The sequence below is a fragment of the Mycobacterium sp. MOTT36Y genome, assembly GCF_000262165.1.
GTDB lineage: Bacteria > Actinomycetota > Actinomycetes > Mycobacteriales > Mycobacteriaceae > Mycobacterium > Mycobacterium intracellulare.
Genome location: NC_017904.1, coordinates 3,590,222 through 3,615,980, shown reverse-complemented (window position 1 = coordinate 3,615,980; position 25,759 = coordinate 3,590,222). Strand labels below are relative to the sequence as shown.

Sequence of the window (25,759 nt, the reverse complement as noted above, 5' to 3'; positions counted from 1 at the left end):
GACACGAAGAACCCCGCCGCGGCCGCGCTGCGCCGCGAAGCGGGGTAGCGCCGCCAGATGTGAACCGGCCCGCGCGGCTCAGTAGTCTGGCGCTCATGGCTGGCAACACGGAATCATCGAAGGGGCCCCTGATCGCACCGTCGATCCTTTCCGCTGACTTCTCCCGGCTCGCCGACGAGGCCGCCGCCGTGACCGGCGCCGACTGGCTGCACGTCGACGTGATGGACAACCACTTCGTGCCGAACCTGACCCTCGGGCTGCCGGTGGTGGAGAGCCTGCTGGCGGCCACCACCATCCCGATGGACTGCCATCTGATGATCGAGGACCCCGACCGCTGGGCACCGCCCTACGCCGAGGCGGGGGCCTACAACGTCACCTTCCACGCCGAGGCCACCCAGAATCCGATCGCCGTCGCGCGCGACATCCGCGCCGCCGGCGCCAAAGCGGGGATCAGCGTGAAGCCGGGCACGCCGCTCGAGCCGTACCTGGAGATCCTGCCGCAGTTCGACACCCTGCTCATCATGTCGGTGGAGCCCGGCTTCGGCGGCCAGAGCTTCATTCCCGAGGTCCTGAGCAAGGTGCGCACGGCCCGCAAGCTGATCGACGCGGGGGAGTTGACGATCCTGGTCGAAATCGACGGCGGGATCAACGGGGACACCATTGAGCAGGCCGCCGAGGCGGGCGTCGACTGCTTCGTCGCCGGGTCGGCCGTCTACGGCGCCGCCGACCCGGAGACGGCGATCGACGCGTTGCGCCGTCAGGCCGCCGCCGCGTCCCCGCATTGGCGTCGATGACCGTTTCCCCGGGCGACGGCCTTGACGCCGCGATGCGCTTGGCGATCGAGCAGTCCACTCTCGTCAAGGGAACGACGTATCCGAATCCCCCGGTCGGCGCGGTCATCCTGGACGCCGGCGGGGAGGTGGTCGGCGTGGGCGGCACCGAGCCGGCCGGTGGCGATCATGCCGAGATCCTGGCGCTGCGCCGCGCCGGCGACCTGGCCGCGGGCGGGACCGTCGTGGTCACGCTCGAGCCGTGCAACCACTACGGCAAGACCCCGCCGTGCGTGAACGCGCTGCTGGACGCGAACGTCGCCACCGTGGTCTACGCGGTCGCCGACCCGAACCCGCAGGCCGCCGGGGGCGCGGCGCGGCTCGAGGAGGCGGGCGTCGCGGTGCGCTCCGGAGTGCTGGCCGACGAGGTCGCCCGCGGGCCGCTGCGCGAGTGGCTGCACAAGCAGCGGACCGGGCTGCCGCATCTGACGTGGAAGTACGCCAGCAGCGTCGATGGCCGCAGCGCGGCCGCCGACGGCTCCAGCCAGTGGATTTCCAGCGAGGCCTCACGGCTGGACCTGCACCGCCGCCGCGGGGCATGCGACGCGATCGTGGTGGGCACGGGCACCGTGCTGGCCGACGACCCGGCGCTGACGGCCCGCTTGCCCGACGGCTCGCTGGCCGCGCGACAGCCGCTGCGGGTCGTCGTGGGGATGCGCGAAATACCTTCGGAGGCAAAGGTTCTCAACGACGATTCGCGAACCATGCTGATCCGGACACACGACCCCGCCGAGGTGCTCAAGGCCGTGTCGGACCGCACCGACGTGCTGTTGGAGGGCGGCCCGACCCTGGCGGGCGCCTTCCTGCGGGCCGGGGCGGTGGACCGAATCCTCGCCTACGTCGCGCCGACCCTGTTGGGGGGACCGGTCACCGCGGTCGACGACGTCGGTGTGTCGACGATCGCGCGGGCGTTGCGCTGGCAGTTCGACGGAATCGATCGGGTGGGACCCGACGTGGTACTCAGCCTGGTGCCGCGCAGCGCCTAGCGCTCGCTCAGCGAAACTTCTTGCGGCTCAGGGATTTCCGGTTCCTCGGCGTGTTCATTGCGGCCGCCGATCAGTAGACCCAGCAGCGCGCCCGCGATGCAGATCACGACGGTGGCCGCGAAGATGTCGCCGTACATCATGGCGAACGCCTTGAGGTACATCGTTCCCTGCGCGGCGATCCGCTCCAACAGGGTGGCGTCAGGCGGGATCGCGGCCGTCAGGCCCGCCACGATCTGGTTGAACCGGTACAGGCCCCACGCGCTGAGCGCGGCCACCCCGATCAGCATGCCCGTCATCCGGGCCACCACCACGGCCGCCGAGGCGATGCCGTGCTGGGCCGACGGGACGACGCGCAGCGCGGCCGACGTCAGCGGCCCGATCACCAGTCCGAGGCCGAAGCCCGCCACCAGCAGGTCGGCGTGCAGCACCGGGACGTTGAGCAGCCCCAGGATGTTGTGTTTCTGGCTCATCACGTCCTGGCGCCAGTAATGGATCAGCCAGTACCCGTACGCCGCGATGAGCAGCCCGACGAAGGTCACCGCCCGGTCGCCGACGCGGGTGGCGATCCACCCGCCCAGCACCGCCCCGATCGGCAGCGCGATCAAAAACCACAGCAACAGCCCGGCGGCCTGCGTCTGGGTCTGCCCCAGCACTCCCTGGCCGAACAGCTCGACGTCGACCAGGGTCACCATCAGCGCCGCGCCCGCGAACAACGAGGCGCCCAGCGCGGCCAGGAACGGCCGGAAGCGCACGCCGGCCGGTTCGATCAGCCGGGTCCGGGAGAACCGCTCCCACAGCAGGAACAGCACCCCGACCACGGCCGCGCCGATCACCAGCGGCAACCCGTAGCTGGGCAGGATCTGCTTGCCGTCGGGCTGTGGGTTGTACAGGCCGATCACGGCGAGCCCCAGCGCGACCGCGAGCAGCACGCCACCGACCAGGTCGACCTTCTCGGGCGTTTCGGTGCGTTCGTGCGACGGCAGGCTGAACTGGATCATCACCATCGCGATGAGGGTCAGCGGGACGTTGATCCAGAACACGTAGCGCCAGTCGTGGAACAGGAAGACGATGAAGATCCCGTACAGCGGGCCCAGCACGCTGCCGAGTTCCTGGGCGGCGCCGATGCCGCCGAGCACGCCGGCGCGGTTGCGCTGGGCCCACAGGTCGGCGCCCAGGGCGAGGGTGACCGGCAGCAGCGCGCCGCTGGCCACACCCTGGATCGTGCGGCCGCCGACCAGCAGGTGGAAATCGCCCCAATGACCGGCCAGCGCGGTGACCACCGAGCCGACCATGAACAGCGCCAGGCTGACCTGCAGCACCAGCTTGCGGCCGAACCGGTCGGACGCCCGGCCCAGCAGCGGCATGGCGGCGATGTAGCCCAGCAGGTACATCGTGATGATCCACGTGATGCGCTGCAGCTGATTGATGGGGATGTGAACGTCGCTCATGATGTCGCGCATGATCGTCACGACGACATAGGCGTCCAGGGCGCCCAGCAGAACCGCCAGGCTGCCGGCGCTGATCGCGACGCGGCGCCCGGTTTGTGTGGTCACGAGCTCACCGGGGGCTTGGTGACCTGAACCTGCTCGCCCCACTTCGACAGGGTGACCTCGGCGGAATTGCCCGAACTCTTCTCCAGGTTGGCGCGCACCAGCTGGTGGTCACCGGACTCCTGGATCCACACCGTGCTCGGGACCCGCTGGGTCGCGTTGAACTGCGGCACGATCTTGTTCACCGCGTCGGCCGAGACGTTGCCGCTGACCTTGATGGTGCTCTGCCCGTCGATGGTCTCGCGGCCCTCGGCCTTGGCGTCGCTGAAGTTCGCCAGCGCGTTGCCCAGCCCGCTGTCCGGGTTCAGCAGCACCGACACGTCGTAGATGTCGGACGCCTTGCCGAAATCGCTCCACTTGTTGGGGGTCAGCGTGGCGTACAGGGTCCCGTCGACGACCACGAAGTTGGCGTCGATGTCGGAGCCGCCCAAGGTGATGGTGGCGTTGCCCGACGCGGCGGTGGCCGGTGCCGTGGTGAGGTCGCCGTTGAGCGTCTTGATGGGGAGCCCGGGGATCTTGCCCTGGATGCTCAGCGCGATGTGCGCGCTCTGCACTTTCTTGGTGGCGTCGGCCGACTGCTTGACCAAGGTCGTGCCGTCGGGCAGTGGTGCGCCGCTCTGCTTTGAGCCCGACGAGCAGCCGGCGATCAAGGCGGTGGCGAGGGTCAGGGATGCGAGGACGGCCGATAGACGGCGGCGGGTCTGCATACTTCGCATCGTAGAGGGTGCCGGTGACTGCCCTGGTGAACGCGGGGCCCCGGTGTCGCCCGCGCGGTAGTGTTTGCCCTGCTCATCCGCGTACGGGCGGGCCAATTAGCCTTAGGGGATGTTTACCGGAATTGTCGAGGAACTCGGGGAGGTGACGGGTCGCGACGTCCTTTCCGACGCGGCGCGGCTGACGATCCGCGGAGCCGTCGTGACCGCCGACGCGGGCCATGGCGACTCGATCGCCGTCAACGGCGTGTGCCTGACCGTCGCCGAGCTGCTGCCCGGCGGGCTGTTCACCGCCGACGTGATGGGCGAAACGCTGGACCGGTCCAACCTCGGCGCATTGCAGGTCGGCAGCCGGGTGAACCTGGAGCGCGCCGCGGCCGTCAACAGCCGGCTGGGCGGGCACATCGTGCAGGGCCACGTCGACGGGACGGGGCAGATCGTGGCCCGCTCGCCGTCCGAGCACTGGGAGGTCGTGCGCATCGAGATCCCCGCGGAGGTGGCCCGCTACGTCGTGGAGAAGGGGTCGATCACCGTCGACGGGATCTCGTTGACGGTGTCCGGGCTCGGCAGTGACCCGCGCGACTGGTTCGAGGTCTCGTTGATTCCCACCACCCGCGAACTGACCACCCTGGGCCAGGCCCCGATCGGGACGCAGGTGAACCTCGAAGTCGACGTGATCGCGAAATACGTCGAGCGGTTGATGTCCCGCTGATCAAGCCGTCGCAATAACGGCGCCGCCGGCGTGGTTCATACTGAATGCAACACGTGGGCTTCTCGTGTGGGCCGTTTTGACAGTGTTCCCCCTCGGAAAAGCGGGGACGGCGAGGTAGCAGGGATGACGAGGTTGGACTCCGTCGAGAGGGCGGTTGCCGACATTGCGGCCGGCAAGGCCGTCATCGTCATTGACGACGAGGACCGCGAGAACGAGGGCGATCTGATCTTCGCCGCCGAGAAGGCGACGCCGGAGATGGTGGCGTTCATGGTGCGCTATACCTCGGGATATCTGTGTGTGCCGCTGGACGGGGCGATCTGCGACCGCCTGGGGCTGCTGCCGATGTACGCCGTGAACCAGGACAAGCACGGCACCGCCTACACCGTCACGGTGGACGCGAAAGATGGTGTGGGAACCGGCATTTCGGCATCCGACCGCGCCACGACGATGCGGCTGCTCGCCAATCCCATCAGCGTCGCCGACGATTTCACCCGCCCCGGTCACGTGGTTCCGTTGCGCGCCAAGGACGGTGGCGTGCTGCGCCGGCCCGGTCACACCGAGGCCGCGGTCGACCTGGCCCGGATGGCCGGCCTGCAGCCCGCGGGCGCCATCTGCGAGATCGTCAGCCAGAAGGACGAAGGTTCGATGGCGCAGACCGACGAGCTGCGGGTGTTCGCCGACGAACACGACCTCGCCATGATCACCATCGCCGACCTGATCGAGTGGCGGCGCAAGCACGAGAAGCACATCGCCCGCATCGCCGAGGCCCGGATCCCGACTCGGCACGGCGAGTTTCGTGCCATCGGCTACGCCAGCATCTACGAGGAAGTCGAACACGTCGCGCTGGTGCGCGGCGAGATCGCCGGGCCGGACTCCGACGGCGACGACGTGCTGGTGCGCGTGCACTCCGAGTGCCTGACCGGTGACGTCTTCGGTTCCCGCCGCTGCGACTGCGGGCCGCAGCTGGACGCCGCCATGGCGATGGTCGCCCGCGAGGGACGCGGCATCGTGCTCTACATGCGCGGCCACGAGGGCCGCGGCATCGGCCTGATGCACAAACTGCAGGCCTATCAGCTGCAGGACGCCGGCGAGGACACCGTCGACGCCAACCTCAAGCTCGGATTGCCCGCCGACGCAAGGGATTACGGGATCGGCGCGCAGATCCTGGTAGACCTCGGCGTGCGCTCGATGCGGCTGTTGACCAACAACCCGGCCAAGCGCGTCGGGCTGGACGGGTACGGTCTGCACATCATCGAGCGGGTGCCGCTTCCCGTGCGCGCCAACGCGGAGAACATCCGTTACCTGATGACCAAGCGGGACAAGATGGGCCACGACCTGGCCGGGCTGGACGACTTTCACGAATCCGTCCACCTGCCAGGTGAATTCGGTGGTGCTTTGTGAGCCACCCCGGCGACGATGCAGAACGAAGTGATGCGCAGGAGCGGCGCCCATGAGCCCCGCCGAGGGGGTGCCGGAGGTTCCCCCGCTCGATGCGTCCGGCCTGCGACTGGCCCTCGTTGCGAGTACCTGGCACAGCGAGATCTGCGACGCACTGCTGGCGGGTGCCAGCAAGGTGGCCTCGGAATCGGGTGTCGACGATCCGACGGTGGTCCGGGTGATCGGCGCGATCGAGATTCCGGTGGTGGCCCAGGAGCTTGCCCGCAACCACGACGCCGTCGTCGCGCTGGGCGTCGTGATCCGTGGGCAGACACCGCATTTCGAATACGTCTGCGATGCGGTGACCCAAGGCCTGACCCGGGTGTCGCTGGACACTTCCACACCGGTGGCCAACGGGGTGCTGACCACCGACACCGAGCAGCAGGCACTGGACCGCGCCGGCCTTCCGGAATCGGCCGAGGACAAAGGGGCCCAAGCCACGTTGGCGGCCCTGACCACCGCGCTGACCCTGCGTGAGTTGCGCGCTCGGTCGTGACTGAGCCTCCCGACCGCGAGACCTGGGATGCGGTGTTGCGTCCCCACCGCACGCCGCTGTTCGCCTATGGGGCTGCGGTGCTCATCGCCGGCGCGCACATCGTGGTGGGGCTGTTGCTCAAGGCGAGATCGACCGGCGTGGTTTTTCAGACTTCCGACCAGGTGGCGATCGCGGTGCTGGGGCTGGTCATCGCCGGCATCGTGCTGTTGTTCGCCCGCCCCCGGCTGCGGGTCGGGCCGTCGGGCGTATCGGTGCGAAACCTGCTGGGAGACAAGCTGATCGAGTGGCCCGATGTCGTCGATGTCTCGTTTCCGGTGGGCCACCGCTGGGCGCGCATCGACTTGCCCGACGACGAGTACATCCCGGTGATGGCCATCCAGGCCGTCGACAAGGGCCGCGCGGTGGAGGCTATGGACACGGTGCGCGCGTTGCTGACGCGCTATCGGCCGGACCTGCCAGCCTCCTGATCACCGTATAGGCGGGCGGGCCGCTGCGTACCCGCAGCGGCCCGCCGCCTGACTACCTAACGCTTGAGTCGGAGACCCGTATCGGAGGCACTCAGTATCGGGTGCAGTCCGTCATCATCTGCTGGAAAATCGGCAGGGCCTGCTGGGCCCCCTGGTTGTGCTCGATCGCGTGCAGCAGGTTCACGCGCTGATCGGGCGACGACGCCAGGTACTGCTGCAAAAACTGCTGGTTCGGCGGCGACTGGTCGAGGTACTGGGCGGCCATCGGGTTCTCCGCGTGTACGGCCCGCATCGCCTGGTCGTAGCTACAGGTCGTGTTGATCATCGGACCGTAATCGGGGCTGGCCGATGCGACCCCGGCCCCAGCGGTCGACGCCAAAGCCAGGCCGCCGACGGTGACGGCCAGTTTGGCCCACGAGCGCTTCATCATTTACGGACTCCCTCCATTGCTGTGCCCCCACTCTAACGTTGAGTTAGAGGCTTGGTAGCCAGAACCGGCGCCGCCCAAACCGCCGGCAACGCGTACGGGCCGCTCAGGGGACGTCCGTCTGCCCCGGTTCCGCCCCCTCGCTTTCGGGGCCCCAGCTGCTCGGTAGCAGCGGCATCCGGGGTCCGTCGTCCAAGGAATCGGCGCCGATTGTGGTCAACCCCACTGGGGCCGCATCGGGCCCGCGGGCGGTGCCGGCGAACCCCAGGGGCCCCGCCCCCCGGTCCGAGGCCGTCGCCGTGGTTTTGCCGGCGGCATCGAGCTCCGGGTCGGCGTCGAGGTATTCGTGGCGGCGGCCGGGGTCGATCAGGCCGGGCCGCTGGCGGCGCCGGCGGCGGGCCTGTTCCCGCCGGGCCGGGGCGGTCGCCGCGGCCGCGGTGCCGGGTTCGGCCGATCTCTGCTGGGACCGCGCGCCGGCCGCGAGGTTCGCACCGGCGCCGATGCCCGGCGGGCCGACGACGTAGGGGTAATCGAAGCCGGCGACGGCGGTCGCGGGTGGCGCCGCGGGCGCCGCGGCGGACGCCGGGGCCGTCGCCGGTGCGGGCGCGGGCGCCGCGGCCGGTGTTGCGGCCGGGGCCGGGGCGCTCAGGCCGGGCGCCATCGCGACGGGCGCGCCCGTGTGGGACGGCGCCGGCGCGGCCGCCGCACCGGGCAGGGTGGGCGCGGGCGGCGCGACGCCGGCCAGCCCGGCCAGCCCCGCCAGGCCGGCCGCCCCGGCGACGGGGAGGAAGGGGACGATCAGCCCGACCGAGAGCTGAGTCAACTGCGGCACTTGGGGAATGAAGGTGTAAAGCGACTCGCCCGCCCAGTGCGGAACCTTGAGGAGTAGCGGGTCAGTCAGCAGGCTGTGGATGGCCGTGGACGGGTTGGACCCAGGCTGGTTCAGGTCCGTGGTGAGTTCTTGGGCGACCATCTGCACGCGATCTACCCACCAGCTCAGCTGATTTGCCCCCCCGCCCGCATCTTGGTTCGGGGGGTTGGTCAGCTGGATCGGCGGGGGTGGCGCGGTGGGCGGGACCCACGTCATCGCGGTCTGGGACACCGCTTCATACATCGCCATCGCGGTGGCTGCCCGCAGCCACATCTGCAAATACTCGAACTCGTTTTGCGCGATCGGAATCGTGTTGACACCAAGGAAATTCGTCGCTATCAGGGAGGCGTTCAGGGCTTTGTTGGCTGCGATCTCCGCCAGTGTCGGCATGGCCGCCACCGCGGCGTTGTACGCCGCGATCACGGTGTCGTGCTCGAGGGCCGCCGCCGTGGCGTTGGCGCTGTTCTGCAAAAGCCAGGCCAGGTACGGCACGTGCGCGGCCACGAACTTCTCCGCGGTGGGGCCCTGCCACGTCCCGGCCTGCACCTCGGCCAACAACTCGCTGAGTTCGGTAGCCGCCGAGTCGTATTCGGCGCTCAAGTTCAGCCACACCGTCTCCGAGTTCAACAACGAGGCGGGCCCCGGGCCGGTGGTGAGCGCCGCCGAATTCACTTCCGGTGGAAAGGCCGCCCAGATCGGCATCGTCATCGTTGGCCACCCTCGTCGTTGCGACACTGCGATTCGTTCGAAGGCTGCGGCGCCGATGTCGCGTGGCAGTGACGAGGGCGGCCGCGGTGCGGACAGCGGTCCGCATGTCATGAAGCTTATCGCCAGAGTGTCCGCAAATACGGATACGATCCCCGACTTTCACCGGAAATGCGAAGGTATTTGTCAGTCAGTGGACAGCCGGGCCAGGAACCCGTTCAACAGGAGCGTCTGAACCAACCCCGTCTGCTGCGGGGCGCTCAGGCCGGGCAGTTCGCCGACCCGGAATGGCTCGGTGCTGGACGCGAGGAACCGCATCGCGGCCTCGTGGTCGAGGCCGGCGGCCACGGACAGCTGAGCGAAGTGCAGGACAACGCGATCGCCGGCGCGGGTCACCCGCGCGTAGAGCGGCTGGTGCTTGCGCACCAGCGTCCGGGCGTCGATTCCGGCCGTGTCGCTCACCCGCCCGACCGGTGGGCATCGGCCGCGCCGGACCAGGACGTCCTCCAATGCGCCGAGGCCGTCGGCGACGATGTCGGGGCCCTCGACGGTGCGCAGGGTGTCGTGCACCAGGTCTCCCAGGCCGGCGCGGGCGCCCGCGTCGTCCAGGTGGCGCGGCGACAGGCGGGTGTGCAGCCGGGGGTCGCGCAAGCTCAGCGCGTAGAGCGCGTGCGTGACGAGCGTGAGCACGGTGGGTGCGTGCAGCCCGATCGTCAGATGGACGGATGGCTCCGAGCGCGTTTCGGCCGAATGCACTTGGCCGCGTGGCAGATACAGCACGTCGCCGGCGCGCAGGCACACGTCGGTCGCCGCCGCGGGCCCGTCCGTCCCGACGCCCTTGCGGCTTTCGATCTCGTGTGGCGGCACGGGGGCGCCGGTGGACACATGCCACGTCTTGGATCCCCGGATCTGCAGGACCAGCACGTCGTGCGGGTCGTAGTGCGGGGCAAAGCCGGTGGCGTCGGGCGGCGTGACGTAGGCGTTGACCCGCGTCGGGAAGTTCAGCTCGACCTCGAGGGAATGCGACAGCGTGGCGACCGTGCGCAGGTACCGCTCGAGGCCGTTCAGCACGATGGTGTACCCGTCGGCCAGGCCCTCGCGGGCGCGGTCCGGGTCGAGGCTGCCGTCGCCGCGGCGATAGCTCGCCGGATCCCTGTCCTGGCCGCCCTTCACCAGCCGCACGGCCGACGGCTCCGCTCGCATCTGCTCGAGGAGTTCGTCGGCCGCGGGCAGCAGGCCGTCGAAGTAGCCCGGCTCGCCGCGCTGGATGTGGTGGTGCCTGATCGCCCAGATCTCGTCGAGGAACGCCTCGACCGAAACCGGCCGCAGCAACCAGGCGAGCGAGGACTCGGCGGCCACTGTTCCTCCCAACCCTTCCCGGCCTCCCCAACGTTCGTGGGCACCACAGTAGACCGGCACCCGCCTTTCTCGGCACGTCGTTCCCGGCTACTAGCCTGGATCTGTGCCAGATCCCGCCACGTACCGCCCCGCGCCCGGGTCCATCCCGGTCGAGCCGGGCGTCTACCGATTCCGGGATCCGCACGGCCGGGTCATCTACGTCGGCAAGGCCAAGAGCCTGCGCAGCCGGCTCACGTCCTACTTCGCCGACATCTCCGGTCTGCACCCGCGAACGCGGCAGATGGTCACCACCGCGGCCAAGGTCGAGTGGACGGTGGTCAACACCGAAGTCGAGGCGCTGCAGCTCGAATACAACTGGATCAAGGAATTCGACCCGCGGTTCAACGTCCGCTACCGCGACGACAAGTCGTATCCGGTGCTGGCGGTCACCCTCAATGAGGAATTCCCGCGGTTGATGGTCTATCGCGGCCCGCGCCGCAAAGGCGTCCGGTATTTCGGCCCCTACTCGCACGCGTGGGCCATCCGGGAAACTCTGGACCTGCTCACCCGGGTGTTCCCGGCGCGCACCTGTTCGGCGGGAGTGTTCAAGCGGCACAGGCAGATCGACCGTCCGTGCCTGCTGGGCTACATCGACAAATGCTCGGCGCCGTGCATCGGCAGGGTCAGTGCCGAACAGCATCGTCAGATCGTGGACGATTTCTGCGACTTCCTGTCGGGCAAGACCGATCGGTTCGCCCGCGAGCTCGAACAGCAGATGAACGCCGCGGCCGAGCGTCTCGATTTCGAGCGGGCCGCGCGGCTGCGTGACGACCTCGGCGCGCTGAAGCGGGCGATGGAAAAGCAGGCCGTGGTGCTCGGTGACGGGACCGACGCCGACGTGGTGGCCTTCGCCGACGACGACCTCGAGGCCGCGGTGCAGGTGTTCCACGTGCGCGGCGGGCGGGTCCGCGGTCAGCGCGGCTGGATCGTCGAAAAGTCCGCCGACCCGGGCGATTCCGGCGAGGAGCAGTTGGTCGAGCAGTTTTTGACGCAGTTCTACGGCGAGCAGGCCGAATTGGGCGGCGCCGCAGACGAATCGGTGAACCCGGTGCCTCGGGAGGTGCTGGTGCCCTGCCTGCCGTCCAACGCCGACGAGCTGACGAGCTGGTTGTCCGGCCTGCGCGGGTCCAGGGTCGTCTTAAGGGTGCCGCGGCGCGGTGACAAACGCGCGCTGGCCGAAACCGTGCAGCGCAACGCGAAAGAAGCCCTGCAGCAACACAAGCTGAAGCGGGCCGGTGACTTCAACGCCAGATCCGCTGCGCTGCAGAACATTCAGGAAGCCCTCGGGCTGTCCGAGGCGCCGCTGCGCATCGAATGTGTGGACATCAGCCACGTGCAGGGCACCGACGTGGTGGGCTCGCTGGTGGTGTTCGAGGACGGTCTGCCACGCAAATCGGACTACCGGCACTTCAGCATCCGGGAGGCCGCCGGACAGGGGCGCTCCGACGATGTCGCCTCCATCGCCGAGGTGACCCGGCGCCGCTTCGCGCGCCACCTCAGCGAGCAGAACGACCCGAATATGCTTTCGCCGGAAGGGAAGTCCCGCCGCTTCGCCTACCCGCCGAACCTGTACGTCGTCGACGGCGGCGCGCCGCAGGTCAACGCGGCCAGCGCGGTGCTCGAAGGGCTCGGCATCACCGACGTCGCGGTGATCGGGCTGGCCAAGCGGCTCGAAGAGGTGTGGGTGCCCTCGGAACCCGACCCCGTCATCATGCCGCGCAACAGCGAGGGTCTTTACCTGCTGCAGCGTGTGCGCGACGAGGCGCACCGGTTCGCGATCGCCTACCATCGCAGCAAGCGATCCAAGCGAATGACGGCATCGGTGCTGGATTCGGTGCCAGGATTGGGAGAACATCGCCGTAAGGCACTGGTAAGCCATTTCGGATCGATAGCCCGCCTCAAGGAGGCCACCGTCGACCAGATCACCGCGGTTCCCGGCATCGGCGTCGCCACCGCCACCGCCGTCCTGGAGGCGCTGCGACCCGAGCAGGCCCCCGACGAGTCCAGGGCCGCGCAATGACGGGTCCGGGCGAGTTGGCGGGGAATCACTCGGTGGACGCCCCGGCCGGTATCGACGTCGTTCTCGTGACGGGGTTGTCCGGGGCCGGGCGGGGTACGGCGGCCAAGGTGCTCGAGGACCTCGGCTGGTATGTGGCCGACAACCTGCCCCCGCAGCTGATCACCCGCATGGTCGACCTCGGCATGGACGCGGGGTCGCGGATCACCCAGCTGGCGGTGGTGATGGACGTGCGGTCGCGGGGCTTCACCGGAGATCTGGATTCGGTGCGCACCGAGCTGGCGACCCGCAACATCGCCCCGCGGGTGGTGTTCATGGAAGCATCCGACGACATGTTGGTGCGCCGCTACGAGCAGAATCGGCGCAGCCACCCGCTGCAGGGCGATCAGACGCTGGCCGAGGGCATCGCGGCCGAGCGCCGGATGCTCGCCTCGGTGCGCGCCACCGCCGACCTGATCATCGACACGTCGACGCTGTCGGTGCGGGGCCTGCGCGAGACCATCGAGCGGGCGTTCGGCAATGACGCCGGCGCGACCACCAGCGTCACGGTCGAGTCGTTCGGTTTCAAGTACGGCCTGCCGATGGACGCCGACATGGTGATGGACGTGCGATTCCTGCCGAACCCGCACTGGGTCGACGAATTGCGCCCACGCACCGGGCAGGATCCCGCGGTGCGGGATTACGTCTTGAGCCAGCCCGGCGCGGCCGAGTTTCTCGACGCCTACCATCGACTGCTATCTCTGGTCGTGGACGGCTACCGCAGGGAGGGCAAGCGCTATATGACGGTCGCCATCGGCTGCACGGGGGGGAAGCATCGCAGTGTCGCGATCGCCGAGCAATTGATGCAGTTGCTGAACGCCGATCACCAGCTGTCGGTGCGCGTGCTGCACCGGGATCTGGGTCGCGAATGAGCGAGCCGTTCAACCGGGGCATCGTCGCGCTGGGCGGCGGACACGGCTTGTACGCGACCTTGTCGGCGGCCCGGCGCCTCACCCCCTACGTCACCGCCGTGGTGACCGTCGCCGACGACGGCGGATCCTCGGGCCGGCTGCGCGGCGAACTCGGGGTGGTGCCGCCCGGCGACCTGCGAATGGCGTTGGCGGCCTTGGCTTCTGACAGCCCGCATGGGCGTCTGTGGGCGACCATCCTGCAGCACCGGTTCGGCGGCAGTGGCGCTTTGGCGGGGCATCCGATCGGCAACCTGATGCTGGCCGGCCTGTCGGAGGTGCTGGCCGACCCGGTGGCCGCCCTCGACGAGCTCGGGCGCATCCTGGGCGTCAAGGGCAGGGTGCTGCCGATGTGCCCGATCGCCCTGCAGATCGAGGCCGACGTGTCCGGCCTGGAAGGCGACCCGCGGATGTTCCGGGTGATCCGCGGCCAGGTGGCGATCGCGACCACCCCGGGCAAGGTGCGCCGGGTGCGGCTGCTGCCGGACCACCCCCCGGCCACCCGGCAGGCCGTCGACGCCATCATGGCCGCCGACCTGGTGGTGCTGGGCCCCGGCTCGTGGTTCACCAGCGTGATCCCGCACGTGTTGGTGCCCGAGCTGGCGGCGGCGCTGCGGGCGACGTCCGCGCGCCGCGCCCTGGTGCTCAACCTGGTGGCCGAGCCGGGGGAGACCGCCGGGTTCTCCGTCGAGCGTCATCTGCACGTGCTGGCCCAGCACGCTCCGGGATTCACCGTGCACGACATCATCATCGACGCCGACCGGGTGCCGAGTGAGCGGGAACGCGAGCAACTGCGCCGCACCGCCACCCTGCTGCATGCCGAGGTCCACTTCGCCGACGTGTCCCGACCTGGTACACCTTTACATGATCCAGGCAAGCTCGCGGCGGCCCTGGACGGGGTCCGGGCGGCCCGCAAGGGTCCGGAAGCGGCTCCGGCCACGGCCACCGCGGATATTCGGGTCGACGGTGCAAAACCACCACCAGGTGGGGATGGGCCCGCCGGCAGCGGACCAAGGGGTGACGACTCGTGGCGATGACGACCGAAGTCAAGGACGAACTGAGCCGCCTGGTCGTGAAATCGGTCAGCGCGCGCCGGGCGGAGGTCACGTCCCTGCTGCGGTTCGCCGGCGGGCTGCACATCGTGGGCGGTCGCGTCGTGGTCGAGGCCGAGGTCGATCTCGGCAATGTCGCCCGGCGGCTGCGCAAAGACATTTTCGAACTCTACGGCTACACCGCCGTCGTGCATGTGTTGTCCGCCAGCGGAATTCGCAAAAGCACCCGGTACGTATTGCGGGTGGCCAACGACGGTGAGGCGCTGGCCCGCCAGACCGGGCTGCTCGACAACCGCGGCCGCCCGGTGCGCGGGCTGCCGGCCCAGGTGGTGGGCGGCAGCGTCGGCGACGCCGAGGCCGCGTGGCGGGGGGCCTTCCTGGCGCATGGGTCGCTGACCGAGCCGGGTCGGTCCTCGGCGCTGGAGGTCAGCTGCCCCGGCCCGGAGGCGGCGCTGGCGTTGGTGGGCGCGGCGCGGCGACTGGGGGTCAGCGCGAAGGCCCGCGAGGTGCGTGGCGCCGACCGGGTGGTGGTGCGCGACGGCGAGGCGATCGGCGCGTTGCTGACCCGGATGGGCGCCCAGGACACCCGGCTGGTGTGGGAGGAGCGCCGGATGCGCCGCGAGGTGCGGGCCACGGCCAACCGGCTCGCCAACTTCGACGACGCCAACCTGCGCCGCTCGGCGCGCGCGGCGGTCGCGGCGGCCGCCCGGGTGGAGCGGGCGCTGGAGATCCTCGGCGACACCGTCCCCGACCATTTGGCCTCGGCCGGCAAGCTGCGCGTCGAGCATCGTCAGGCGTCGCTGGAGGAGCTCGGCCGGCTCGCCGACCCGCCGATGACGAAAGACGCTGTGGCCGGCCGCATTCGGCGGTTGCTGTCGATGGCCGACCGCAAGGCGAAGATCGAGGGCATTCCCGACACCGAGTCGGCGGTGACGCCGGATTTGCTGGAAGACGCCTAACTGGTCGCGCGAATCGCTGTTCGCAAGGGGTGGCGGGGGCTACGGTCGGGGAATGAAACGGCTTTCGAGCGTTGATGCGGCGTTTTGGTCGGCCGAAACCGCGGGCTGGCACATGCACGTGGGGGCGCTGGCGATTTGCGACCCGAAGGAATGCTCCGAGTACAGCTTTGCGCGACTGCGCGAGCTGATCATCGAGCGGCTGCCGGAATTGCCGCAGTTGCGGTGGCGCGTCACCGGGGCGCCATTCGGCCTGGACCGGCCGTGGTTCGTCGAGGACGAGGACCTGGACCCCGACTTCCACATCCGGCGCATCGCGGTTCCGGCGCCCGGCGGCCGGCGCGAACTCGAGGAACTGGTGGGGCGGTTGATGTCCTACAAGCTGGACCGAGCCCGGCCGCTGTGGGAGATGTGGGTGATCGAGGGTGTCGAGGGCGGCCGGATCGCGTCGCTGACCAAGATGCACCACGCCATCGTCGACGGCGTCTCGGGCGCCGGCCTGGGTGAGATCCTGCTGGACGTCACGCCGGAACCGCGACCGCCGCAACAGGAGACGGTCGGATCGCTGGTGGGGTTGAATATTCCGGGCATCGAGCGGCGGGCGGTGGGCGCGCTCATCAACGTCGGCGTCAAGACGCCGTTCCGCGTCGCGCGGCTGGTGGAGCAGACCGTGCGCCAGCAGATCGCCACGCTGGGCGTGCGCAGCAGGCCGCCGCGCTACTTCGAAGCGCCCAAAACCCGCTTCAACGCGCCGGTTTCGCCACACCGGCGCATCACCGGCTGCCGCGTCGAACTGGCCCGCGCCAAGGTCATCAAGGACGCCTATGGTGTGAAGCTCAACGACGTGGTGCTGGCGTTGGTGGCCGGCGCCGCCCGCGACTACCTACTCAAACGCGGTGAGCTGCCTGCCAAACCGCTCATCGCGCAGATCCCCGTGTCGACGCGCACCGACGAGAACAAGGATGACGTCGGCAACAAGGTGAGCTCGATGACCGTCTCGTTGGCCACCCACATCGAAGACCCCGGGGAGCGGCTGCGGTCCATCCACGAAAGCACCCAGAACGCCAAGCTGATGGCCAAGGCGTTGTCGGCGCACCAGATCATGGGGCTGACCGAGACGACGCCGCCGGGGTTGTTGGGGCTGGCCGCGCGGGCCTACACCGCCAGCGGTCTGTCGCGAAACCTGGCCCCTATCAACCTGGTTGTCTCGAATGTTCCCGGCCCGTCGTTCCCGCTGTACATGGCCGGCGCCAAGCTCGATTCGCTGGTGCCGCTGGGGCCGCCGGTGATGGACGTCGCGCTGAACATCACCTGCTTCTCCTACACGGATTACCTCGACTTCGGCTTCGTGACGACGCCCGAGGTGGCCAACGACATCGACGACATGGCCGATCGCATCGAGCCGGCGCTCACCGACCTCGAAAAGGCCGCCGCGCGGGAGAACAGCCCCAACTAGGCCTGCTGCCAGGCGATCTCGCGACTATGAGGCGCCGCCATCGGACCTAGGCGATCGCAAAAAGTGTTATGCAGCCCCCGGATTGTCGGCTTCGTCGTCGTCGTGTTCGTGGTGGAGGAGTTTTTCGGGGTGGTGGTAGGTGTTGGTGCGGGGTTGGCCGCGCTCGAGGTGGGGTGGGGATTTCCATTCGGTCTCGCCGCGCGTGTTCTTGCGGGTCCTCCAGCCGCCGGGGTCGAGCATGCGGTGATGCGGGCCGCAGGCGAAGGTGAGGTCGTTGATGTCGGTGGTGTGGCAGGTGGCGTAGTCGGTGACGTGATGCACCTCGCAGTAGTAGCCCGAGACGGTGCAGCCCGGTGCGGTGCAGCCGCGGTCCTTGGCGTACAACACGATTCGTTGCCCCGGGGAAGCCAGCCGCTTGGTGTGATACAACGCCAGGGCCTTGCCCTTATCGAAGATGGCCAAGTAATGATGCGCGTGGCGGCTCAGGCGGATCACCTCACTCATCGGCAGGATGGTGCCCCCGCCGGTCAGGGCTCGCCCGGCGGCGGCCTCCAGCTCTTGCAGGGTGGTGGTGACGATGATGGAGGCCGGTAACCCGTTGTGCTGCCCCAACTCCCCGGAGGCCAACAGCCCACGCAGGGCGGCCAGCAGGGCGTCGTGGCCGCGCTGAGCCTTCGAGCGCGTATCACCGTCGATGGCCTCTTGGCTGGGCGTCCCCTCCACGCACGGAATGTCGTCGAGGGGGTTGCACATGCCCGGGGCGGCGAGTTTGGCCTCCACGGCTTCGAAGGTGGCGCGTAGTTCGGGGGTGATCAGGCCCCGCAACTCCGACATGCCGTCGGGTTGTTGGCGGCCCAGGGTCACCCCGCGGCTGCGGGCGCGGTCCTCATCGGTGAAGAGGCCGTCGGGATTGAGGCAATCTTCGAGGACGTGGGCCAGTCCGTCGAGTTCGTCGGGCCGGTGATACGCGGCGTGGCCGGCCAGGTCGGCTTCGACGCGCTCGCGGGTGACCGTGCCGATCCAGCCGGGCAGGCGGCGAAAGAATCTGCGGATCACCGCCACATGGGCGGCGCCCAGCTCACCGCGGCGTTGAGCGGCGGCGGTGGCCGCTAACACTGGGGGCAAGGGTTCACCGGTTAGCCCGTGGCGTGGGCCCAGATCGGCGGCCTCTTTGACCCGCCGGGCGGCTTCGGCGCGGCTGATCCGCAGCCGGTCAGCGATCGCCTGATCCAGCGGGGCGCCGAGTTCTTGGATGCTGGCCTGGCGGGCCAGGTGGTTGATCAACGCATGCTCGGGCACCGGCAGCCGGCGGCGCGCCTTTTCGCAGCGCTCCAACAGCGCCAGGCACTCGCGCGGAGTCAGCGCATCAAAACTCAGTGCCCCCACACCCTCGATCGCGGCATCGAGCGCGTCGAAGGCCGCGCTGATCGCGTCCCGATCGCTGATGCCGCCCGAACTCATACCGTCAAACTATCGAGGGCCACCGACAGAAAAGCCCGCATTGTGACCACTGAAACAACAGTGACACAAGGGATTTCAGTATACGTTTCCGATATCCGAAACCGCGTCGGCCGGAGGCGCGAGAACCGACGGCCGGAGGCGCGAGAACCGACGGCCCGGGGCGCCGGAGCGCTGCTCGGGGCACCACCTCGGGCGGCGGCGAGCCGTCCTAGTCGCGCTGGGGCGGACGCGTCGCGTACACCCACGACAAGAACCGCGCCACGGCCTCCGCGGAACGGTGGGCCCGCGGGGAACTGAAGATGTCGAAAGCGTGTTGGGCGTGCGGCAATTCGGCGTAGGCGACCGGCGACTTCGACACCGCGCGCAGCTCCTCGACGAACTCCTGCGCCTCGCCCACCGGGATCAGCGAATCGTCGTGGCCGTGCAGGACGAAGAAGGGTGGCGCGTCGGCGCGCAGCCGACGGATCGGCGAGGCGTCGACGTAGATGTCGCGGTGGGTGCTGAATTTCCGCTTGACGACGAACTTTTGGAGCAACTCCACGAATTCGCGCCGGCCCTCGCCCTCGGTGGAAAACCAGTCGTAGCGCCCGTACACCGGGACCGCGGCGACCACCGACGTGTCGGCCTCCTCGAAGCCTGGCTGGAACGCCGGGTCGTTGGGTGTCAGCGCCGCCAGCGAACACAGATGGCCACCGGCCGAACCGCCCGTGATCGCCACGAAATTCGGATCCCCGCCGTAGCGGGAGATGTTCTGCTTCACCCAGGCCAGCGCGCGCTTGACGTCGACGATGTGGTCGGGCCAGGTGTGCCGCGGCGACACCCGGTAGCCGATGGACACGCACACCCAACCGCGCGCGGCCAGGTGACTCATCAGCGGATAGGCCTGGGGCCGGCGCATTCCGATCACCCACGCGCCGCCGGGCACCTGCACCAGCACCGGCGCCTTGCCGTCGCGCGGTAGATCGTGGCGGCGCCAGATGTCGGCCAGATTGGCGCGGCCGTGCGGCCCGTAGGACACCACGTTCGTCTTCTCCACGTAGCGGCGCCGCGCCACCGTATTCCCCAGCGGCAGGGTGCGACGCCCGCTGCGGGTGGGCTTGGTTTGCGGCAGCTTGTCGAGCACCTCTTCATAGTCGTCGCCGAGTTGCTCGCGCAGCCCCGCCTCCAGCACTGGCCCGGGGGTCGTCACGCCGCGATACTTGATCACCGCCAGGATGGCCCAGGACGCCGCCGTCAGCGCCAGCGCCACCTTCCCGCGACGTCCCGCGAAGTCGCCGCGGCGCCCGCGCCGCAGCACGTCCAAAAGCGAAGCGGAGAAGTACACGCCCGGCACCTCGGACGCCGGCCACCCGAACCAGAACACCAGCACCGTGCTGTAGCCCTTGCGGGCCAGCGGCCGTAAACCGTTGGCGGCGTTGGCCAATTCCAGCGCGGCGCGCACCAGCGGCCGGGGCTTGGGCCTTCTGATGGTCCGGAGCAACCGCATCAGCCGCCGACCCGTGCTCGCAGCTCCGCGCGCAGGATCTTGCCGGTGCTGCTGCGGGGAAGTTCGTCAAGGATTGCGATCTCGCGCGGCACCTTGTAGTTGGCGAGGTTGTCCCGCACGTGTTGCTTGAGGGTGTCGGGGGTGGCCTTCTCATCAAGGTGGCCGCCCGGTTCCAGCACCACGAACGCCGCCAGCCGCTGGCCGTATTGTTCGTCGTCGACGCCGATCACCGCCGCCTCGGCCACGTCGGGATGTGCTGCGAGCGCCTTCTCCACCTCGATCGGGTAGACGTTCTCGCCGCCGGACACGATCATCTCGTCGTCGCGGCCGACGACGAACAGCCGGCCCGCGGAATCCAGATACCCGACGTCGCCCGACGACATGAATCCGGCGTGAAAGTCTTTCGTGCTGCCCGAGGTGTAGCCGTCGAACTGGGTGTTGTTGCGCACGTAGATGCTGCCGACCTCGCCGGCGGGCAGCTCATTGAATTCCGGGTCCAGGATGCGGATTTCGGTTCCACCGGCGGGCCGGCCCGCGGTGTCGGGCGCCGCGCGCAGGTCGGCCGGCGTGGCGGTGGCGATCATGCCCGCCTCGGTGGCGTTGTAGTTGTTGTAGATCACGTCGCCGAACTCGTCCATGAACGCGGTGACGACGTCGGGGCGCATCCGCGAACCGGATGCCGCGGCGAACCGCAGGGACCGGCCGCTGTAGCGGCGCCGCACCTCGGCCGGCAGATCCATGATCCGGTCGAACATCACGGGCACCACCACCAGGCCGGTCGCCTTGTGCCGGTCGATAAGGTCCAGGGTGGCCTCCGGGTCGAATTTGCGCCGGGTGATCACCGGGCAGGCGAACGACGCCGCGAGCAGCAGCTGGGAAAAGCCCCAGGCGTGGAACATCGGCGCCACGATCACGATGGGCTCCTCCGCCCGCCACGGCGTGCGGTCCAGGATCGCCTTCAGCGTTCCGATTCCCGCGTTGCCGCCAGATTGCTTGGCGCCCTTGGGCGTTCCGGTGGTGCCGGAGGTGAGCAGGATCATCTTGCCCTTGCGCCCGGTGCGCTGGGGTTGAGCGCCTGCCCGGGCCGCGATCAGCCCCTCGACCGTGCGCTCATGCTCGGCATCGGTCCACGCCACGATGCGGGTCGCGTCAGGCGTGCCGGCCAGCGCGCGGTCCACCGTCTCGGTGAACTCCTCGTCGTAGATGACGGCGTCGACGCCCTCGCGGGTCACCACGTCGGCCAGCGCCGGCCCGGCGAACGACGTGTTGAGCAGCAGGATGTCCGAGCCGATCCGGTCGGCGGCCACCAACGCCTCGACGAAACCGCGGTGATTGCGGCACATGATCCCGATGACGCGGGGCTGGCCCGACGGCAACCCCTGCAGCGCCGCGGCGAGCGCGTTGCACCGCTCATCGAGTTCGCGCCAGGTCAGGCTGCCCCGCTCGTCGATCAGGCCGGGCCGATCCGGGCAGCGTTGGGCGGCGCTGGCGAACCCTGACGTCATGCCCATGCCTTCGCGGCGCATGGCCGCGGCGATCCGCACGTAGCGATCCGGGCGCATGGGCGCGATCAGTCCGGCGCGGCGCATGGTGCCGATCAGACCAAGGGTCTCGCGCAAAGGGTTTGGCATGACTCAGCCGAGGATCGGGAACCGGCGCTTGGCGGCGAGCTCGGTCAGCGCCTCCTGCATCACCGAGCGCACGTACTCGTCGACCTCGTCGATGTCGGGGTCCTCGCCGAACTTTCCGGCGATGTCGATCGGCTCCAGCACCCGGGTCACGATCTTGGTCGGCAGCGGCAGGTTGGGCGGGATGACCGCACTCAGGCCGAAGGGGAAACCGAACGAGACCGGCAGAATCGCGCTGCGCAGCAACCGTTTGATGCCCAGCCGCTCGGCCAGCCAGGTGCCGCGCGTCAGGTAGAGCTGCGTCTCCTGCCCGCCGATCGACACCGCGGGCACGATCGGGACGCCGGCGTCGATCGCGGTGCGGACGTAGCCCTTGCGGCCGTTGAAGTCGATGACGTTCTCCGACAGCGTGGGCCGGTAGACGTCGTAGTCGCCGCCGGGGAACACGATCACGACCCCGCCGGACCGCAGCGCGACGGCCGCGTTCTCCCGATTGGCCCGGATGTATCCGGTACGCCGGAAGAAGTCCGCGGTGGGGCCCGTCATGAGGATGTCGTGGCTCAGCGTGTAGACCGGCCGGTCGTAGCCGAGCTTGTCGTAGAAGTGGGCGCTGAAGATCGGGACGTCCATCGGGAACATGCCGCCCGAGTGGTTACCGACCACCAGCGCACCGCCGGGCGGGAACGAGTCCAGGCCGTGTACCTCCGACCGGAAATACGTCTTCAAGACCGGGCGCATCACCGCCATCAGGCGCTGGGTCAAGACGGGGTCGAATTTGCCGATGTCCCCGCCATCGGCGTTGTCGCTGTCGGTCACATTCCTCCCTTGACGCTCGCGCCGGGCCAGGTGCCGAGTCGAGTCCCTCGATGGTAGCGACCAAGGAAGCGCCGCCGTCGGGGTGTTTCGGCATTTTCGCCCGCGTAAGCCGTTGAGTCGGCTGCGGTGCCGATACATTCGATGGGCCAGCTGGTTTTCCGACAGGAACGAGGCCGCCCATGGGATTCATGTCACCGGAGCTTCCGGAAGTCGACCGCAGCACCTGGCCCACGTTGCCCCGGGCCACCCGGCTGCAAGTCGTGACCCGGCACTGGGCGGAACACGGCTTCGGCACGCCATACGCGGTGTATTTGCTCTACCTGCTCAAGATCGCCCTCTACGTCGCCGCGCCCGCCGCGATCATCTCGCTTACCCCCGGCCTGGGCGGTCTGGGCCGCATCGGCGACTGGTGGACGCAACCCATCGTCTACCAGAAGGTCGTCATCTTCACGCTGCTGTTCGAGGTCACCGGCCTCGGCTGCGGATCCGGGCCGCTGACCGGGCGGTTCATGCCACCGATCGGCGGCATCCTTTACTGGTTGCGACCCAACACAATTCGGCTCCCGGCCTGGCCCGGCAAGGTTCCGTTCACCCGCGGCGACACGCGCACCGCCTTCGACGCCGCGCTGTATGCCATCGTTCTGATCGGCGGGGTGTGGGCGCTGCTGTCGCCCGGTCACGGCGGGCCGGTCACCACCGCGGGCGATGTCGGCCTGATCGACCCCGTGCGGGTCGTCCCGACGATCGTGGCGCTGGCCCTGTTAGGTCTACGCGACAAGACGGTCTTCCTGGCCGCCCGCGGCGAACACTATTGGCTGAAGCTGTTCGTGTTCTTCTTCCCGTTCACCGATCAGATCGCGGCCTGCAAGCTCATCATGCTCTGCTTGTGGTGGGGCGCAGCGGTTTCCAAGCTCAACCACCATTTCCCTTACGTGGTGGCGGTGATGACGAGCAACAACGCGCTACTGCGAAGCCGGGTGTTCACCCCGCTGAAGCACCTGCTCTACCTCGACCACGTCAACGACCTGCGACCGTCGCTGCTGCCCAAGCTGATGGCCCACGTCGGCGGCACCACAGCGGAATTCGTGGTTCCGACGGTGCTGGTCTTCTTCGCCGCCGATCACCCGTGGCGATGGTTTCTGATCGCGTTCATGGTGCTGTTCCATCTCAACATCATTTCCAACCTCCCAATGGGAGTGCCCTTGGAATGGAACGTGTTCTTCATCTTCTCGCTGTTCTATCTGTTCGGGCATTACGGCGCGGTCCGGGCCACCGATCTTCGTTCGCCCGTGCTGCTCGCCCTCGTGATCCTCGCGGTGGTGGTGGTCATCGTGGGAAACATGTTCCCCGAAAAGATTTCGTTCCTTCCGGCGATGCGGTATTACGCGGGCAACTGGGCCACCAGCGTGTGGTGCTTTCGTGCGGGCGCCGAGGAGAAGATCGACGCCGACATCGTGAAGAGCTCCGCGCTCGTCGTCAATCAGCTGGCGAGGCTCTACGACCCGGAAACCGCCGAAATCTTGGCGGACAAGATCGCCGCCTTCCGCGCGATGCACGTGCATGGCCGGGCGCTCAACGGGCTGCTGCCGCGCGCGATCGACGACGAAGCCGACTACAAGATCCGTGAGGGCGAAATCGTTGCCGGGCCGCTCGTCGGGTGGAACTTCGGCGAGGGCCACCTACACAACGAGCAACTTGTGGAGGCGGTGCAACGCCGCTGCCGCTTCGAGGACGGCGACCTGCGGGTCATCGTCCTGGAGGGTCAGCCCATCCACGTCCAACGGCAGTCGTATCGCATCCTCGACGCCAAGACCGGCCTGATCGAGGCGGGCTACGTCGACGTCAAGGACATGCTGACCCGCCAGCCGTGGCCCGAGTCCGGGGATGACTGCCCCGTCCACGTCATTGATGACGCCCATGGCTAGGGCAGTCGTCGTCGGCGCCGGGCCGAACGGGCTGGCCGCCGCGATCCACCTCGCCCGCCACGGTGTCGACGTGCAGGTGCTGGAGGCCGGCGAGACGGTCGGCGGGGGAGCGCGCTCGGCCGAGCTGACGGTGCCCGGGGTGATCCACGACGTCTGCTCGGCTGCGCATCCGATGGCAGTGGGTTCACCGTTCTGGGAGGAGATCGACCTGCCGAGCTACGGGCTGACCTGGAAGTGGCCGGAGGTCGACTGCGCGCATCCGCTCGACGACGGCACCGCCGGGTTGCTGTACCGGTCGATCGACCGAACCGTGGCCGAAATGGGCGCCGACGGACGGCGGTGGCGGCTCGCGGTGGGCGATCTCTCCGCCGGCTTCGACGAGCTGTGCCAAGACCTGATGCGCCCGGTCCTGCATGTTCCGCACCACCCCATCCGGCTGGCTGCCTTCGGGCCGCGCGCGCTGTTGCCGGCGACCGTGCTGGCCCGCTGGTTTCGCACCGAGCGGGTGCGCGCGCTATACGGCGGCCAGGCCGCGCACGCTTACACCCGGCTCGACCGGCCGCTGACGGCCGCAATGGCGCTGATGTTCATGGCCAGCGGGCACCACTACGGCTGGCCGGTGGCTGCGGGCGGATCGGGTTCGATCATCGCGGCGCTAGCAGCCGTCCTGGCCGAACACGGCGCTGCGATCACCACCGGCGTCACAGTGACCAGCCGCAAAGACATTCCCGACGCCGACATCGTCATGCTCGACCTCACCCCGGCCGCGACGCTGCGGCTCTATGGCGACGCCATGCCCGGCCGCATCAAGCGCTCCTACCGGCGCTACCGCCAGGGGTCCTCGGCCTTCAAGGTCGACTACGCCATCGAGGGCCACATTCCCTGGACCAATCCCGACTGCGGTCACGCCGGCACCGTGCACCTGGGCGGGACATTCGCCGAGATCGCACACAGCGAACGCGAGCGGTCGCAAGGACGGATGTACCGGCGGCCGTTCATCATCCTTGGGCAGCAGTACCTGGCCGACCCGTCGCGCTCGGCGGGCAATATCAACCCGATCTACGCCTACGCCCACGTGCCGTTCGGCTACACCGGCGATGCCACCGAGATCATCACTGACCAGATCGAGCGCTTCGCGCCCGGATTCCGCGACCGCGTCGTCGCCACCGTCACCAGCGGTACCGCCGATCTGCAGGCCTACAACCCCAACTTCATCGGCGGCGACATCATCGGCGGCGCCAACGACGGGCTCCAGGTGATCCTGCGGCCGCGGGTCTCGGTCAACCCGTACGCGACCGGTGTCCCCGGTGTCTATCTGTGTTCGCAGTCCACCCCGCCGGGGGCCGGCATCCACGGGTTGTGCGGCTACCACGCGGCCGAGGCGGCCCTGGGCTGGCTGCGCAAGCGCCGCAATCCGGCCTAG

At 69.0% G+C, this 25,759-nt stretch carries 22 protein-coding genes; 13 read left to right on the top strand and 9 right to left on the bottom strand.

From position 1 onward, the window contains the following. Positions 1–86: 86 nt before the first annotated feature. Positions 87–794, top strand: coding sequence for a ribulose-phosphate 3-epimerase (rpe, locus tag W7S_RS16040; protein ID WP_085976506.1), 708 nt, complete (start codon positions 87–89; stop codon positions 792–794). Next, positions 791–1,816, top strand: a complete 1,026-nt coding sequence (gene ribD / locus W7S_RS16035; protein WP_008258181.1) for a bifunctional diaminohydroxyphosphoribosylaminopyrimidine deaminase/5-amino-6-(5-phosphoribosylamino)uracil reductase RibD — start codon at positions 791–793, stop codon at positions 1,814–1,816. The genes rpe and ribD overlap by 4 nt, the downstream gene beginning before the upstream one ends. Here ribD and W7S_RS16030 read toward each other — a convergent pair. Further along, entirely contained in the window at positions 1,813–3,369 is a 1,557-nt protein-coding gene (locus tag W7S_RS16030) for an MFS transporter (protein WP_008258179.1), read from the bottom strand. The two genes, ribD and W7S_RS16030, sit on opposite strands and share 4 nt — an antisense overlap. Then, a complete protein-coding gene (locus W7S_RS16025; RefSeq protein WP_008258177.1) occupies positions 3,366–4,073 on the bottom strand; it encodes an LppX_LprAFG lipoprotein in 708 nt (235 codons plus the stop codon). Before W7S_RS16025 ends, W7S_RS16030 begins: the two co-directional genes overlap by 4 nt. A 118-nt stretch (positions 4,074–4,191) precedes the next feature. On the opposite strand from W7S_RS16025, the gene W7S_RS16020 reads away from it, so the two are divergent. The 4 genes from W7S_RS16020 (at position 4,192) to W7S_RS16005 (ending at position 7,191) form a co-directional block, all read left to right on the top strand. Further along, positions 4,192–4,791: a riboflavin synthase gene (locus W7S_RS16020; protein WP_008258175.1), complete on the top strand. Its 600-nt coding sequence runs from the start codon at positions 4,192–4,194 to the stop codon at positions 4,789–4,791. Positions 4,792–4,914: 123 nt separating this feature from the next. After that, a complete protein-coding gene (locus W7S_RS16015) occupies positions 4,915–6,192 on the top strand; it encodes a bifunctional 3,4-dihydroxy-2-butanone-4-phosphate synthase/GTP cyclohydrolase II (protein ID WP_008258174.1) in 1,278 nt (425 codons plus the stop codon). A 49-nt stretch (positions 6,193–6,241) separates the two neighbouring features. Further along, on the top strand, positions 6,242–6,724 hold the full coding sequence (gene ribH, locus W7S_RS16010) for a 6,7-dimethyl-8-ribityllumazine synthase (protein WP_008258173.1): 483 nt from the start codon (positions 6,242–6,244) through the stop codon (positions 6,722–6,724). Continuing rightward, positions 6,721–7,191 carry a PH domain-containing protein gene (locus W7S_RS16005; protein ID WP_008258172.1) on the top strand — a complete coding sequence of 157 codons (471 nt, stop codon included), beginning with the start codon at positions 6,721–6,723 and terminating at the stop codon, positions 7,189–7,191. Before ribH ends, W7S_RS16005 begins: the two co-directional genes overlap by 4 nt. Positions 7,192–7,282: 91 nt before the next feature. Here W7S_RS16005 and W7S_RS16000 read toward each other — a convergent pair whose 3' ends face one another. From W7S_RS16000 to W7S_RS15990, 3 genes are all read right to left on the bottom strand, one after another. Continuing rightward, positions 7,283–7,621, bottom strand: a complete 339-nt coding sequence (locus W7S_RS16000) for a hemophore-related protein (RefSeq protein WP_008258171.1) — start codon at positions 7,619–7,621, stop codon at positions 7,283–7,285. Positions 7,622–7,724: 103 nt separating this feature from the next. Then, the gene (locus tag W7S_RS15995; protein WP_008258170.1) at positions 7,725–9,197 is read right to left on the bottom strand and encodes a PPE family protein; all 1,473 of its coding nucleotides are present in this window, start codon (positions 9,195–9,197) and stop codon (positions 7,725–7,727) included. Between the two features lie 183 nt (positions 9,198–9,380). Continuing rightward, the gene (locus W7S_RS15990) at positions 9,381–10,553 is read right to left on the bottom strand and encodes a cupin domain-containing protein (protein ID WP_008258169.1); all 1,173 of its coding nucleotides are present in this window, start codon (positions 10,551–10,553) and stop codon (positions 9,381–9,383) included. 103 nt (positions 10,554–10,656) lie between these two features. Here W7S_RS15990 and uvrC point away from each other — a divergent pair, with 103 nt between their 5' ends. From uvrC to W7S_RS15965, 5 genes are read left to right on the top strand one after another with little or no spacing between them, the layout of a single operon-like run. Next, positions 10,657–12,612 carry an excinuclease ABC subunit UvrC gene (gene uvrC, locus W7S_RS15985; protein ID WP_008258168.1) on the top strand — a complete coding sequence of 652 codons (1,956 nt, stop codon included), beginning with the start codon at positions 10,657–10,659 and terminating at the stop codon, positions 12,610–12,612. Further along, entirely contained in the window at positions 12,609–13,520 is a 912-nt protein-coding gene (gene rapZ / locus W7S_RS15980; protein ID WP_008258167.1) for an RNase adapter RapZ, read from the top strand. The genes uvrC and rapZ overlap by 4 nt, the downstream gene beginning before the upstream one ends. Further along, positions 13,517–14,593 (top strand): YvcK family protein, encoded by a 1,077-nt coding sequence (locus W7S_RS15975; RefSeq protein ID WP_009956168.1) that lies wholly within the window; start codon positions 13,517–13,519, stop codon positions 14,591–14,593. Before rapZ ends, W7S_RS15975 begins: the two co-directional genes overlap by 4 nt. Then, the gene (whiA, locus tag W7S_RS15970; protein WP_026071328.1) at positions 14,590–15,567 is read left to right on the top strand and encodes a DNA-binding protein WhiA; all 978 of its coding nucleotides are present in this window, start codon (positions 14,590–14,592) and stop codon (positions 15,565–15,567) included. Before W7S_RS15975 ends, whiA begins: the two co-directional genes overlap by 4 nt. 52 nt (positions 15,568–15,619) lie before the next feature. Continuing rightward, the gene (locus tag W7S_RS15965; RefSeq protein ID WP_014385259.1) at positions 15,620–17,020 is read left to right on the top strand and encodes a wax ester/triacylglycerol synthase family O-acyltransferase; all 1,401 of its coding nucleotides are present in this window, start codon (positions 15,620–15,622) and stop codon (positions 17,018–17,020) included. A 66-nt stretch (positions 17,021–17,086) separates the two neighbouring features. Here the strand turns inward: W7S_RS15965 and W7S_RS15960 are convergent, their stop codons facing one another. From W7S_RS15960 to W7S_RS15945, 4 genes are all read right to left on the bottom strand, one after another. Continuing rightward, positions 17,087–18,481, bottom strand: a complete 1,395-nt coding sequence (locus W7S_RS15960) for an HNH endonuclease signature motif containing protein (RefSeq protein ID WP_014712006.1) — start codon at positions 18,479–18,481, stop codon at positions 17,087–17,089. 208 nt (positions 18,482–18,689) lie between these two features. After that, positions 18,690–19,967, bottom strand: coding sequence for an alpha/beta hydrolase (locus tag W7S_RS15955; protein WP_014712005.1), 1,278 nt, complete (start codon positions 19,965–19,967; stop codon positions 18,690–18,692). Then, entirely contained in the window at positions 19,967–21,598 is a 1,632-nt protein-coding gene (fadD12, locus tag W7S_RS15950; protein WP_041297915.1) for an acyl-CoA ligase FadD12, read from the bottom strand. Before fadD12 ends, W7S_RS15955 begins: the two co-directional genes overlap by 1 nt. Before the next feature lie 3 nt (positions 21,599–21,601). Then, a complete protein-coding gene (locus tag W7S_RS15945; protein ID WP_014712003.1) occupies positions 21,602–22,411 on the bottom strand; it encodes a lysophospholipid acyltransferase family protein in 810 nt (269 codons plus the stop codon). Between the two features lie 179 nt (positions 22,412–22,590). Between W7S_RS15945 and W7S_RS15940 the strand changes: the two genes are divergently transcribed. Then, positions 22,591–24,336 (top strand): DUF3556 domain-containing protein, encoded by a 1,746-nt coding sequence (locus W7S_RS15940; protein ID WP_014712002.1) that lies wholly within the window; start codon positions 22,591–22,593, stop codon positions 24,334–24,336. Next, entirely contained in the window at positions 24,329–25,759 is a 1,431-nt protein-coding gene (locus W7S_RS15935) for an NAD(P)/FAD-dependent oxidoreductase (protein ID WP_014712001.1), read from the top strand. Before W7S_RS15940 ends, W7S_RS15935 begins: the two co-directional genes overlap by 8 nt.